Here is a 12,617-nt window from a genome sequence, read left to right on the forward strand (position 1 = left end):
GGGCACTCCAGACCGATTCGTTAGGCCCGATTCGCCCAATGCGCGGGCACGCCGCGTACATGGCTGCTAACGTTCCGCGACATGCCCTCCTCCGTGCATGAGGCGTTGAACGCCTTGTTTCGGAACCGGCCCTCCCTCGCCGTCGACCTGCTCTGCGACGTGTTCGACATCGATCTGCCCTCCGACACCCTCGTCGAGGTGGCCCCGCACGGCCCCGCCACCCTGGCGCCGGCCACCTGGCGCCAGGCCGCGCACGGCGTCATCGTGGAGCTGCAGCACACCGTGTCCGAGGAGGACCGGCAGAGCTGGGCGCGCCGCAGCGCCGCCCTCTGGCTGCTGCTCAGGCGCCCCGTGCTCGTGCTCGTCCTCGCCCCCGACGCCGGCATCTGCGACTGGGCGGCCCAGCCCGTCGTCACCAGCCTGCCCGGGTACGTCCTGCACCCGCTCGTCATCGGCCCCGACCAGGTGCCCCCCATCTCCGACCCCGCGCAGGCCGCCGAATGCCTGGAACTCGCCGTCCTGTCCGTCCTGTCCCACGGGGACGACGAGGCCGTCGTCGGCACGTTCCTGGACGCGCTGGCCAAAGCGGAGGAAAGCCACGGGGCCCGCTACTACGAGTACGCCTACCGCCTGGCGTCCACCGACGTCCGGCGCGTCCTGGAGGAGACCATGGCGTCCACCACGTGGCCGGTCTACAGCCCGTTCGCCCGCGAGCACTACACCAGGGGCCGCTTCGCCGGCCTCTCGGAAGGCAAGGCCCGGGCCGTCCTGGCGGTGCTGCGGGCGCGCGGCGTCACCATCACGGACGACGCGCTGACGGCCATCACGTCATGCGCCGACCAGGAACAACTGGACGAGTGGGCCCACCGCGCCGCCACCGCCCTCACCATCGACGAACTCTTCGTCTAACCACCTCGCCCTCCGCCTCTGGCACGGCAGCGCCACCGCATCGGCCCTTGGGCGTCGGAGTGCGGCGGGCCGCCGTACTCCTCCTCCCTCAAAGGACAGCACCGGAGTACGGCGGGTGAGGGGCGTGGCGGCGGCGCGCCCAGGGCTATCGGCCGGTGAACTTGGGCTTGGACTTCTCCGCGAACGCCCGCAACCCGATCTTGGCGTCCTCCGTGGCGAACAACCCGGAGAACTGCAGCCGCTCGATCTCCAGCCCAGTGTCCAGGTCCGTCTCCAGCCCCCGGTCCACGGCCTGCTTGGCGGCCCGCAACGCCACCCCTGGCCCGCCCACGAAGGTGGCCGCCCATTCGAGGGCGGCGGTGTAGACCTGCTCGTCGGGCACCACCCGATCCACCAGCCCGATGGCCAGCGCCTCGGCGGCGGCCACGTGCCGTCCGGTGTAGATGAGGTCCTTGGCCCGGGCCGGCCCGACGAGGCGGGGCAGCCGCTGGGTGCCGCCGGCGCCGGGGATGATGCCGAGCTGGATCTCCGGCTGCCCCAGCTTGGCCGACTCTCCGGCGACCCTGAAGTCGGCGCAGAGCGCGAGCTCGCAGCCGCCGCCGAGGGCGTAGCCGGTGACCGCGGCGATGACCGGCTTGCCGATCTTCGCGACGGCGGTGAAGCAGGCTTGGAGGGTGCCGGAGTGAGCGGCCATGTCGGCGTACGACATGTCGGCCATCTCCTTGATGTCCACGCCGGCGGCGAACACCCGCGGCCCGCCGTACAGGATGACCGCCTGCACCTGCGGGTCGGCGTCCACGAGCCCGGCCGCCTCGGCCAGCTCCCGCTGGGCCTGGCCGTTGAGGGCGTTCATCTTCGGACGGTCGAGACGGATCGTGGCGATCTGGTCGGCCACCTCGACGCTCACAAACTCACCCATGTGATCGAACCTAACAGGTGCTCACCGGCCCGCCGCCGCGGATCTGACCGCGTCCGCCGACTTCTTGCTGCGCGAGACCCGCACCAGAGCGGCCGACAGGCGGGCCAGCTCCGCGCCGGAGTGCGCCAGCTCCGCGAGCGGGCCGGCCTGGCGGGGCAGCCCGAGCTTGGCGGCGCCGTCCAGCACCCTACGGTCGAGGTGCGGCGCGACCTGCGGCCAGACGGCCTGCACCTCGCGCAGGAAGATGTCGGCCCCCGTCGGCCCGATGCCGGGGAACTCCATCAGCAGGTCCGCGATCCGCCGCTCGTCGCCCCCCGCCTCGTCGCGCAGGCGGCGCAGGTCGCCCTTCCAGCGGTCCATCGCCAGGGCGGCGCCGTCGCCGAGCATCGTGGCGGTGCGCTCGTCGTAGCGGCGGTAGTGGCCGCGGCCCAGCGCGTCCACCCGGTCCTGCCAACTCGCCTCACGCATGCCCTTCGGCGTGCCGTACCCCGCCGCGAACAGCTCCTTCGCCGCCGCCACCGCCACCTCCGCCGAGATGCGCGCGCTGAGCAGGGTGGCCAGGACCAGCAGCTGGTAGAGCGGTTTCGGCTGGTCGGCCAGCTTGATGCCGGCCTCCGCCGCATACGTACGTCCGTAGCGGTCGAGCAGCACATCCAGCACGGCCGCGTCCTCTTCGCCTGCACCGTTCTTGGCCATGCCGCTGCGCCTACCCGCAGCTCGGCCGGGCATGCCGGGGCGGTGTTTGGGCTCGTGGACGAGGGGGAGGCGAAGGTCTCACGCTAGTGAAGGAGCAGGTCGTGCTGACATTGACCGACAACGCCGTGGAGGCCATCCGTGACCTCATGGTCGGGGAGGACGTACCCGCCGACGCGGGCCTGCGCATCTCCCCCAAGCCCGACGAGGCGGGCACGCTGGAGGTCGCGCTCGCGAGCACGCCGCAGGCCGGTGACCAGGTGGTGGAGAAGGAGGATGTACGCGTGTTCGTGGCTGAGGAGGCGGTGCCGATCCTCGACGACAAGTCCCTGGACGCCCAGCCCGGCACCCCGGGCCACCCGACGTTCCGCCTCGACCGCGTGACGTGAACCCGGACAACCCGCCCTACCTGGACACCCAGCCGGGCACACGCCAGGATGCCGGACGCTCGGCCACGACCGCCGAACCTGAACGCGGACAACCCGCCCCACCTGGGCACACCGGACACCGGACGCTCGGCCTCGACTGCCGCACCGGGAGCCCCCGCATGCGATCACAAGCGCCGGCCTCGGCGATCGGCCCTGAGGCCGAACGCCGTCCTTGAGCACGGTCTCGGCCGCTGCCAGCCTGGGGCTATGCACCTCCGAGGGTGGGCCGTCGGCTCCGGCTCCGGCTCCAGCTCCGGCTCCAGCGCCGGCGCCGGCTCCGGCTCCGGCTCCGGCTCCGGCTCCGGCTCCGGCTCCGGCTCCGGCTCCGCGAGCAGCATCGGACCTCGGACCTCGGCCGTCGGCTCCGGCGGGGTGAGCACCATCGGGCCTGGGCCATCTTGCTCCGGTCGAGTGAGCACCATCGGACCTGAGTCGAGAACTGCGGCCTGCACCCTTGGCTGCGGCTTTGGGCAGGCAGCCTGGGATCGGGCGGGTCAGCCCTGGTCGGAGTCGTTCTCGGGTGGGCGGGTGTCGCCGAGGCCGAACAGGCCCACCAGCGTGCCGTCCACCTGGGCGACCACCACATGGTCGACCTTCGCCCGGTCCATGCGCTCGACCAGCGGGCCGACCTCCTCGCTCGGGCGTACGGTGGTGGCGCCGACCCGCATGACGCTCTCGGCCGTGCCGTCGAGGTCGGCGCCCTTGAGCTCGCGGGAGCCGATGACGCCCTGGACGACGTCGTCCCCGTCCACCACGACGGCCATCCCGGCCGGGTCGGCGATGACGCGCTCGGTCAGCGTGTCCAGAGCATCGTCGAGGGAGGCGGTCACCGGGTCTCTGCGCAGGTTTCTCGACACCAGGGCGGCATGGCCGTCGTACGGCAGGTCCGCGGACAGCCAGTCCATCTTGCCCACCCCGTAGTCGTACACCTCGCCGAAGCCCAGCCGTTCGAGCCGGTGCGCCGCCCGCGGGCTCAGGTCGCAGAGCCAGTCGTGGCAGTACACGATGACCGGCCGCCCCCGCTCCAACGGCAGCGCGCCGTCGAGGCGGCCCAGCGGCAGGTTGACGGCTCCGGGGAGGTGGGCCCACTCGTACTCGCGCTCCGGCAGCACCTCGACGAGCTGCGCCTGCCGGGTGGCCAGCAGGTCGTGCACGGCCCCGCGGTCGATGATGTGCGTCATGACCTGCCCGTACCCAGACGCAGGTCAGGAGCTGCCCTGCCCAGGCTCAGGTCATGGCCTCCCCGTACCTGCACGAAGGACCGGATCCATGCCCGCGGCGGCGACCGTCGGATCGGGCCGAGACGGGCACAGGCGTCGGGTCAGGCCGAGACGGGCACAGGCGGCGCATCGGGCCATCACCGGCGCGCCGCCCGCTCAGGCCGGGATGGGCTGAGGCGTCGAGGTCAAGCCGGGATGGGCACAGGCGGCATATCCGACCCTCTCCGGCACACCGCCCCGCTCAGGCTCGATCGATCGTCTGCAGGTGGGCGGTCGCGGTCGCCACGGCGACCGGCTCGCCGTCGGGGCCGAGCAGCTCGCCGGACATGAAGCACACCTGACGCCCCCGCCGCACCACCCTGCCCCGCCCCACTAACCGGCCGGGACGCGCCGGGCGGAGAAACTGCACGTGCAGGTCGAGCGTCGGCGCGAACTGCCCGGGCGGCAGCGTCGCGACCAGCGCCGGCCCCAGCGTGTCGTCGAGCATCGCCGCCAGGAACCCGCCCTGGATCACGCCCACCGGGTTCGTGAAGCTCTCGTCGGCCTTGAACGCCACCTCGATCGTCCCCTGACCTGGATCGACGTGCAGCAGCTCCCAGCCGAGCGTGGCGGCGGCGGGAGGCGGCGGCAGCCGGCCCGCCAGCACGTCCCAGAACGGGCCCTCGCGCGTCGGTGTTTCCATGCGGGCCATTGAACTCGACGGCACCGACAGTTCCCGGACATCCGCCCTGACCTGCGGGAAGCCGCCTTCGCACACCCCGGGTTAGGCTGCTGTGAGCAAGCCGATGTCCGAGCATCCGAGCAGAGGAAGGCGGCTGACCGCATGAGCGCGCCGGGCCATCTGACCGCGCAGACCGGAGCAGACCAGGAGGCCGCACTGGCCGACCAGGCGAATCGCATGATCGCGCTGGCGGAGGAGGCCCAGTCGGAAGAGACCTGGGCTTTCGACGCACTCAGCCGGTTCGTGACGGGGTGCGCCGGGCAGGGGCTGGATCCGCTCGCGGCGGTCGAGGGCGCGGGAGTGTCCCGCTCGGCTCGTGAACGTCTGCTGGGGGTGCTCGAAGAGGTCGTGCGGGCTGGGCACGACGAAGGTGCGCTGCGTCCGGACGTCGGCGTGGGCGACGTGGTAGGCATCGTCGGGCTCGTCGTCCGCGGCCTGCCCACGGTGCCCGCGGGGGTGGGCGAGGAACTGCGGGAGCGGGCCGCCCGCCTGGTCCTCTCCGGCCTACGCACCCACCCCGCCCCTGCCCCGCCGGGGATGGCGCTGACGGGGGAGGAACTGGTGCGGCGCATCTCCGGTTAGGGACGGGCATCCTTTCGGGTACGGGCTGGGGCGCCCATCTTGCGTAGGGCACCGGCGCGTCTCGGGGTACGGGCTCGGGCGCCATCTCGGGTACGGGCACGGGTGCCGTCTCTCGCTGGGTACGGGCGCCGTTTCTCGTACAAGCTCGGGCGCCGACCGCGTTGCGCCGAGCCGCACCCCACAGCGACCCACCGACCCGGCGCCGGGACACGCACGTGCCGCCACCGCCGCGCCATGCTGGCGCCGCCGTGCGCAGGCACCCGGCTGCCGGGGCCAGGGGCGCGTAGGCGATGCGTGCCAGCGTCGTGAGCTTGGGCGCCGACCGCGTTGCGCCGGACCGCGCCGCACGACGACCCGCCGACCCGGCGCCGGGACACGCACGTGGCGCCACTGCCGTGCCGCCACCAGCGTGCTGGCGCCGCCGTGCCGCCACCGCCACGCGCCCCGCCAGGGCCCCGTCGGTGCCTCCGGCAGTGCGGCTCGCCGGTGGGGTTGGCGGGGCAGGGCGGGGTCAGGTGGGTGGGAGGCCGGTGGGGAGGCCGTGGCGGATTGCTTGGACGATTTTCTGGTGGAGACAGGGGCCGGAGGTCGTGGGTGGAGGCATAGGGCTGCCCTGTAGCTCGTACCACTCGTCCGCGTTCAGGTACTGGATCCGTATCGAGACCTGGTCGCCGGCCACGACGGTGCGGACTGTCAGTTCGCCGGTGATGATGCCGACGTCCTCGGTCATCACTCCGCCGGGGCCGGCGAGGACGGTGGTCTCGTAGGTTTCGGGGGTCACTTAGGAGCCGGTGGATCCGTAGCAGGTGGCGATCATTTCTTCGAGGGCGTCGCGTTCGGGGGCGGTGACGGTGAGGTCGTAGCGGGACTTGATGTCGATCCAGGCGCGGCTGTACGTGCACCAGTACGACCGCAGCGGCGGCTTCCACTGGTCGGGTGACTGGTCGCCCTTGGAGCGGTTGGAGGAGGCGGAGACGGCGATGAGTTGCGGGCCTTCTAGGTCGTTGGCGAATCGGCGGCGCTGGGCGTCGGTCCATTCGTCGGCGCCCGAGCGCCACGCCTGGGCGAGGGGCACCATGTGGTCGATGTCGAGGTCGGAGGCGCTGGTGAAGTCCTTGCCGTCGTACACGCTGTGCCAGGTGCCGCTGATGGCGCGGCAGTTCTCGTCCTGTTTGACGTCCTCGCCGTCGCGGGCGAGGACGGTCTCGCGGGTGTCGCAGGAGTGGCCCTGCTGGACCCAGTGGGGGAAGCGGGCGCGGCTGTAGCCGGTCATGGGGCGGGGCTCGGCGGTGGCGAGCTGGTGGAGCTGGGCGTGGGCGGCGGGGGCGGAGAGGGTGGGCGGGAGTTCGGTGGGAGAGGCGGCGTTCGCGCCTGCCGCGGGGCCAGGCCAAGGGGCAGGGTGAGGGCCAGGAGGGACGCCGTCGCGGCGCTCGCCGTGCGGGCGGGCCATGATCGCATGGAGAACATGGCCCACGACTACAGGTTCGGTTACGGTGAGTAATCGAAGACACGCGTCACCTGTCACTTAGAGTGACGGCGGTGGGGTTAGCTTGACGGAGTAGTGCCTGAGAGGCGTTCGACGACCCGCAGGAGGGCCGAGTGGTCGAGGGCGCCGTCGCCGGCCGCGTTCGCCGACGCCACGAGCTGGGCCACCAGGGCGCCGAGCGGCAGCACGACCCCGGCCTCGCGGGCGGCCGAGGTGACGATGCCCAGGTCTTTGTGGTGGAGTGCGAGGCGGAAGCCGGGCTCGAAGGAGTGCCCGGTCAGGTTGGCGCGCTTCTGGGTGAGGACGGCCGAGCCCGCCAGGCCGCCGCCGAGCACGTCCAGCGCCGCCTCCAGATCCACCCCGTACGCCCGCAGGAACACCACCGCCTCCGCCACCGCCTCGATGTTGGCCGCCACGATGAGCTGGTTGGCCGCCTTGACCGTCTGGCCGGAGCCGCTCGGCCCGACGTGCACGACGGTCCTGCCGACCGCGTCGAAGACCGGCCTGGCCGCCTCGAACGCGTCGGCCTCGCCGCCGACCATGATCGAGAGGGTCGCGTTCCTCGCGCCCGCCTCGCCGCCCGAGACGGGGGCGTCGAGGTAGCGCAGGCCCCGGCGGCCCGCCTCGGCGGCCAGGTCGCGGGTGACGTCCGGGCGGATCGTGGAGAAGTCGATGATCAGGGTGCCGGGTGCGGCGTGCTCGAAGACGCCGTCCGGCCCGGTCAGTACGTCCTGGACGTCCGGCGAGTCCGGCACCATGAGCGCCACGACCTCGGCGCCGGTCACGGCGTCGGCGATCGACTCCGCCGCCCGCCCGCCGGCCGCCACCAGCGGCCGGGCCTTCTCGGGGGTGCGGTTGTAGCCGGCCACGGCGTGCCCGGCCTCGACCAGGTGGACAGCCATGGGGCTGCCCATGATGCCGAGGCCGATGAAGGCGATGGCGGTCACGTCCGAAGTTCCTTCCGTGTGTGTGGTGTCGTGTCGGGTAAGGTCGCCGCCCCGGGGGCGTGGACGGTCTCGGCGCCGCGGGTGTCCGGTGGACGTCACGCGGACGGTCGCTGTCGGAGGTCACGCGGAGGGTCGTTGCTCCCTGGGTAGCCAGGCGAACGGGTCCGGGCCCGTCGCGAGGTATTCGAGGCCGACATACCCGTCGTACCCGGCGGCCTCCAGGTCGTCGAGCCACTGCCGCAGCGGCAGCTCACCGCTTCCGGGCGCGCCCCTGCCCGGCGCGTCGGCGATCTGCACATGGGCGACGCGCGATCCGTACCGCTCGATGGCGGCCGGCACGTCGTCGCCGTTGACGGCCAGGTGGTAGAGGTCGGCGAGCAGCCCGGCACCGGGGACGCGGTCGAGCACGGCCACGGCGTCGGCGGCCGTCAGCAGGGGATAGCGCGGCGCGCCGCTGACCGGCTCCAGCAGCACCGTGCCCGCCACGCCCGCCACGCAGGCGGACAGCATCTCGACGGCCAGCTCGTCCTGCTCCTCGGCGGAGGCTCCGTCGACGCGGTTGCCGTACAGGGCGTTGAAGGCGCGGCAGCCCAGCCGCTCGCCGATGGCCGCCACGACGGGGATGTTGTCCAGCAGCTCGCGGGAGCGGCCCGGCCACGACACCACGCCGCGGTCGCCGCCGGGCATGTCGCCGGCGAAGAAGTTGAGCCCGGTGAGCCGCACCCCGGCGTCCTCGATCGAACGGACGAACGCGTCCACGTCGCGGTCGTCCGGCACCGCCACCGGCCACGGCCACCAGAACTCCACGGCCGTGAACCCGTCGGCCGCCGCCGCGGCGGGGCGTTCGAGCAGCGGCAGGCCGGTGTAGAGGATGGAGCAGTTCGCCGTCCACTTGGTCACGCGGGCCTCTTCCTGGGGTTGGGGTCGGCGACTCCGAGTATGGCGCCGGACTGGTGGAAGGCGTCCATCGGGGCGGCGTGGGACGGGTGTGTCGTGCGGGCAACATGAAGCCGCAGCGGGTCTATGATGTTGGAAAGTAAAGCGGCTGGAGGTCGGGCATGCGCATGTCCCAGTGGGCCCAGGAGACGTTCGGGCAGCGGGTTCCCCTGATCAGACAGGGTGTGGCCGAGGCGCTGGCGGTCGCGCTGGAGAATGCGCTCGATGCCCAGAAGGTGGCGCAGACCGATCATTTGCACCCGTTCGGGTTCACGCTCATGTCGCGCAAGTTCGAGGCGCTGGCCGAAGCGTTCGAAGACCTCGGCGACGTGCGCATCATCAAGCCCGGCGGCTCGCAGCACGAGCTGGTGGTGCTCGACGGCAAGCTGCTGTTCCCGTTCCGCTACGCCAAAGACCGCTCGGTCAACGTCATGAGCGCCCGCATCGGCGACGGGCGGCCGTCCGCGCTGGTGCAGGCGCTGTTCGACCGGTTCGGGCCCGAGCCGCGCATGCGTCAGCTCGCGCTGCACGAGGTCGCGCCGCACGCCGTCCCGGTCGCCGAGGCGCTGGGCGAGCTGCCCGACGACACCCGGCTGGTGCTCATCGCCTACGCCTGCAACGCCCACTCCGGGCTGCTCGACGCCTGGTGGGGCGAGGCCGAGCTGCTCGACCGCACCGGCAGCCTGCGCTGGCACCACTGCGAGGAGATCCCGCTGGTCCAGGAGAGCGCGGTGCCGGCCGGGCGGGAGGGCGAGGCGGCCGCGTTCGACCAGGGCGTGCCGCCCGCGCCGCAGCTCAACCCGCGCACCGGCGCCGCCAGGCTCGGGGCGCCGGTCGCCGAGCCGCTGCCGTTCGGGCCAGAAGCCGCCAGCGGTGCGTGACTCCGGCACCGGGCGGCGGCCTTCGCGTGACCCGGGCGGGCCGAGCCCGCAGGCCGTCGCCGACGCGTTCGACGCCACCCGCCTCACCCAGGCCCGCCACCTGGCCGCGCTCACCAAGAAGGAGGTCGCCGAGCACCTCGGCGTCTCCCCCGCCGCCGTCGGCCAGTACGAATCCGGCGTCACCCGGCCACGCCCCGACCTGATCCCCCGGCTGGCCGAGGTGCTGTCGGTGCCGATGGCGTTCTTCCTGCCGGGGCGCCCGCACGGCAAGCTCGACGGCTCCATGGCGCACTTCCGCAGCCTGCGCTCCACCCGCGCCTACCAGCGGGCCAAGGCCGTGGCCTTCGTCGAGCAGGTGTGGGAGCTGACGTACGCGCTGGAGAAACGCGTCCAGCTCCCCGCCGTCGACCTGCCCGGCTTCGCGGGCGGCGAGATGCACTCCGACCTGCCGCGCGACCCGGCGGGCGCGGCCCGCGCGCTGCGCGCCCACTGGGGGCTGGGCACCGGGCCGATCGGCCACCTCGTACGCCGCATGGAGGCGCACGGCATCGTCGTGGCCTTCCCCCGCCACGACCCCGACGCGGTCACCGTCGACGCCTTCTCCACCTCCAGCCTGCCCCGGCCGATCGTGGTGCTGACGCCCAACCGGTTCGACGACATCTACCGGCACCGCTTCACCGCCGCCCACGAGCTGGGGCACCTGGTGCTGCACGGCGACACGGCGGCGGGCGACACGCAGCAGGAGCGCGAGGCCGACGCGTTCGCCGCCGAGTTCCTCACGCCGCGCGACAGCATCCTGCCGCAGCTCCCGCTCCGCGCCGACCTGCGCCGGCTCGCCGAGCTGCGCCGCACGTGGGGGGTGTCGGTCGACTCGCTGCTCTACCGGTGCAGGGAGACGGGGCTGCTGTCCGACTCCGCCGCCGGCCGCGCCTACCAGCGGCTGGCCGCGCTGCGCGACCAGCCGGGCTTCACCAACGAGCCCGTCTCCGGGTATCCGGGCGAGCAGCCGGTGCTGCTGGCGCGGGCGTTCGAGCTGGCGGGGCGGGAGAGCGGGCTGAGCGCCGCCACGCTGGCTCAGGAGCTGGCCTGGCCCATTGCGCGCGTACGGGAGCTGATCGGCCTGCCCGACCGGCGCCCGTCCCTGAAGCTCGTCCCCTGAAGCTCGTCCCCTGATCCAGGCCCGCCCCTGACCCGCACCCCAGCGGCGGTTCAGCGGTCTTCCGGACGTGGGTCGGCGGTGAGGGTGAGGCTGCCGGGCAGGGCGGCGACCGCGGCGTGGAAGCGGGCCGCGAGGTCCGGCACGGACGGCGGGTCGCCCGCCTCGGCCGCCCACCCGCCGGCCGCGACCCGCCACGCCGCCACCAGCATGTCCCCCGCGAGCCTTGTGCGGGGGTCGTCGGGCAGGTCGAGGCGCCGGTGCAGCACCTCCATCACGGTGCCCAGGGTGCTCTCGCAGAAGTGCAGGTTGTAGGCGTCCATCGAGGACGTCTCCTGCGACAGGCGGTAGCTGAGCGCGGCCCGCCCGGCCCACGCCGGGTCCGCCACCCGTTCCAGCGCGGCCAGCAGCGTCGCCTCCATCAGCTCCATGAGCGGGCGCCCGTCGGCGGGGATCGTCTCCAGCTCCTCCAGAAAGGCGCGCCACATGTCGTGCAGCGGCGCCATGGCGACGTCCTCCTTGCCGGTGAAGTAGCGGAAGAACGTGCGCTTGGAGACCTCCACCTCCTCGCACAGCTCGTCGAGCGTCACCCCGCCGAAGCCGCGGCTGCTGAACAGGCGCAGGGCGGTGTCGATCAGTGCCTGCCTGGTGCGCTGCTTCTTGCGCTCGCGCAGCGGCGATGCGGTGGTCATGGCACGAAGTGTACGTGAGAGGCGAACGCCACTTGCGAGCGAATGCCACTCAGTGGCATAAAGGAGCCGTTGTCCCGTCCAAGGAAGGCGCGAACCCATGCGTGCTCTGCTCATCGACCACTCCGCCCCGTCCGGCCTGCGCCTCGGCGAGAGCGCCGACCCCGTGCCCGAGCCGCACCAGGCCCTCGTCCGCGTCCACGCCACCTCGCTCAACTTCGGCGAGGTCAGGCACGGCATCGAGAGCGCCCCCGACGGCTCCGTGCTCGGCTGGGACGCCGCAGGCGTGGTGGAGCGGCCCGCCGCCGACGGCTCGGGTCCGGCCGCGGGCACCCCCGTGATCACCGTCGGCCTCGACGGCGCGTGGGCGGAGCTGCGCGCCGTGGACACCTCGACGCTGGGCGTCGTCCCCGCCGGCGCGGACCTCGGCGCGATCAGCACCGTCCCGGTGGCGGGCGCCAGCGCGTTGCGCGCGCTGCGCCGCGTCGGGCCGCTGCTGGGCAGGCGCGTGCTGGTGACGGGCGCCACGGGAGGCGTCGGACGGTACGCCGTGCAGCTCGCCCGCCAGGCCGGCGCGCACGTCATCGCCTCGACCGGCAACCCCGCCGAGCACGGCGACACGCTGCGCGCCCTCGGCGCCCACGAGGTGGTCGCCCACCCCGGGCAGGCCGGCGGCCTGGTGGACGGGGTGGTGGACAACGTGGGCGGGCCGCAGCTCGTGGCCGCGTTCGACAAGCTGGCGCCGCACGGCACGCTCGTCGCCGTCGGCCACGGGACGGGCGAGGCGGAAACGTTCCCGTTCGGCGCGCTCTTCGGCAACGAGGGGCGGCACGACCGCTCCCTCGTCACGTTCTACCTGCTCGACGGCGGGGACCTGGTGCCCGACCTGACCTGGCTGGCCGCCCGCGTCGCCGCCGGCGACCTCGACCCGGGCATCTCGTGGCGCGGCCCGTGGCAGCGGGCGGACGAGGCCATCGCCGCCCTGGTCGAGGGCCGGTTGCACGGCAAGGCGGTGCTGGACATCGACTGACGACTTGACCTCAATAATGC

General features: G+C 73.2%; 15 protein-coding genes. 6 read left to right on the forward strand and 9 right to left on the reverse strand.

Going from position 1 to position 12,617, the window contains the following annotated elements; translation table 11 throughout:
- Positions 1 to 81 precede the first annotated feature (81 nt).
- Positions 82 to 909 (forward strand): hypothetical protein, encoded by an 828-nt coding sequence (locus KIS93_RS24545; protein WP_155129160.1) that lies wholly within the window; start codon positions 82 to 84, stop codon positions 907 to 909.
- Positions 910 to 1,054: 145 nt separating this feature from the next.
- On the opposite strand, the gene KIS93_RS24550 is transcribed toward KIS93_RS24545, so the two are convergent.
- Both KIS93_RS24550 and KIS93_RS24555 read right to left on the reverse strand, forming a co-directional pair.
- Positions 1,055 to 1,828 carry an enoyl-CoA hydratase/isomerase family protein gene (locus KIS93_RS24550; RefSeq protein ID WP_080045453.1) on the reverse strand — a complete coding sequence of 258 codons (774 nt, stop codon included), beginning with the start codon at positions 1,826 to 1,828 and terminating at the stop codon, positions 1,055 to 1,057.
- A 21-nt stretch (positions 1,829 to 1,849) separates the two neighbouring features.
- Positions 1,850 to 2,524: a hypothetical protein gene (locus KIS93_RS24555; RefSeq protein WP_080045452.1), complete on the reverse strand. Its 675-nt coding sequence runs from the start codon at positions 2,522 to 2,524 to the stop codon at positions 1,850 to 1,852.
- Between the two features lie 101 nt (positions 2,525 to 2,625).
- Here KIS93_RS24555 and KIS93_RS24560 point away from each other — a divergent pair, with 101 nt between their 5' ends.
- Entirely contained in the window at positions 2,626 to 2,910 is a 285-nt protein-coding gene (locus KIS93_RS24560; protein WP_155129157.1) for a HesB/IscA family protein, read from the forward strand.
- 533 nt (positions 2,911 to 3,443) lie between these two features.
- On the opposite strand, the gene KIS93_RS24565 is transcribed toward KIS93_RS24560, so the two are convergent.
- Both KIS93_RS24565 and KIS93_RS24570 read right to left on the reverse strand, forming a co-directional pair.
- Positions 3,444 to 4,130, reverse strand: coding sequence for a rhodanese-like domain-containing protein (locus tag KIS93_RS24565; RefSeq protein WP_080045450.1), 687 nt, complete (start codon positions 4,128 to 4,130; stop codon positions 3,444 to 3,446).
- Positions 4,131 to 4,410: 280 nt separating this feature from the next.
- Positions 4,411 to 4,851, reverse strand: a complete 441-nt coding sequence (locus tag KIS93_RS24570; RefSeq protein ID WP_080045449.1) for a PaaI family thioesterase — start codon at positions 4,849 to 4,851, stop codon at positions 4,411 to 4,413.
- 141 nt (positions 4,852 to 4,992) lie between these two features.
- Between KIS93_RS24570 and KIS93_RS24575 the strand changes: the two genes are divergently transcribed.
- Complete coding sequence (locus KIS93_RS24575; protein ID WP_080045448.1) at positions 4,993 to 5,472, forward strand: SbtR family transcriptional regulator; 480 nt, start codon at positions 4,993 to 4,995, stop codon at positions 5,470 to 5,472.
- A 511-nt stretch (positions 5,473 to 5,983) separates the two neighbouring features.
- Here KIS93_RS24575 and KIS93_RS24580 read toward each other — a convergent pair.
- The 4 genes from KIS93_RS24580 to KIS93_RS24595 all read right to left on the reverse strand — a co-directional run bounded on the left by KIS93_RS24580 (position 5,984) and on the right by KIS93_RS24595 (position 8,805).
- Positions 5,984 to 6,253: a hypothetical protein gene (locus KIS93_RS24580; protein ID WP_080045447.1), complete on the reverse strand. Its 270-nt coding sequence runs from the start codon at positions 6,251 to 6,253 to the stop codon at positions 5,984 to 5,986.
- The gene (locus KIS93_RS24585) at positions 6,254 to 6,946 is read right to left on the reverse strand and encodes an HNH endonuclease family protein (RefSeq protein ID WP_222107619.1); all 693 of its coding nucleotides are present in this window, start codon (positions 6,944 to 6,946) and stop codon (positions 6,254 to 6,256) included. It lies immediately after the preceding gene.
- Between the two features lie 71 nt (positions 6,947 to 7,017).
- Entirely contained in the window at positions 7,018 to 7,905 is an 888-nt protein-coding gene (locus KIS93_RS24590; RefSeq protein ID WP_080045446.1) for a 2-hydroxy-3-oxopropionate reductase, read from the reverse strand.
- 120 nt (positions 7,906 to 8,025) lie between these two features.
- Positions 8,026 to 8,805, reverse strand: coding sequence for a hydroxypyruvate isomerase family protein (locus tag KIS93_RS24595; protein WP_080045445.1), 780 nt, complete (start codon positions 8,803 to 8,805; stop codon positions 8,026 to 8,028).
- 158 nt (positions 8,806 to 8,963) lie between these two features.
- Here KIS93_RS24595 and KIS93_RS24600 point away from each other — a divergent pair, with 158 nt between their 5' ends.
- Entirely contained in the window at positions 8,964 to 9,722 is a 759-nt protein-coding gene (locus tag KIS93_RS24600; RefSeq protein WP_080045444.1) for a hypothetical protein, read from the forward strand.
- Entirely contained in the window at positions 9,715 to 10,881 is a 1,167-nt protein-coding gene (locus KIS93_RS24605; protein ID WP_080045443.1) for a helix-turn-helix domain-containing protein, read from the forward strand. Before KIS93_RS24600 ends, KIS93_RS24605 begins: the two co-directional genes overlap by 8 nt.
- A 50-nt stretch (positions 10,882 to 10,931) precedes the next feature.
- On the opposite strand, the gene KIS93_RS24610 is transcribed toward KIS93_RS24605, so the two are convergent.
- Complete coding sequence (locus KIS93_RS24610) at positions 10,932 to 11,570, reverse strand: TetR/AcrR family transcriptional regulator (protein ID WP_080045442.1); 639 nt, start codon at positions 11,568 to 11,570, stop codon at positions 10,932 to 10,934.
- Between the two features lie 97 nt (positions 11,571 to 11,667).
- Here KIS93_RS24610 and KIS93_RS24615 point away from each other — a divergent pair, with 97 nt between their 5' ends.
- Entirely contained in the window at positions 11,668 to 12,597 is a 930-nt protein-coding gene (locus KIS93_RS24615) for a zinc-binding dehydrogenase (protein ID WP_080045441.1), read from the forward strand.
- Positions 12,598 to 12,617: the final 20 nt, after the last annotated feature.

The sequence above is a fragment of the [Actinomadura] parvosata subsp. kistnae genome (assembly GCF_900323885.1).
Classification (GTDB): domain Bacteria; phylum Actinomycetota; class Actinomycetes; order Streptosporangiales; family Streptosporangiaceae; genus Nonomuraea; species Nonomuraea composti.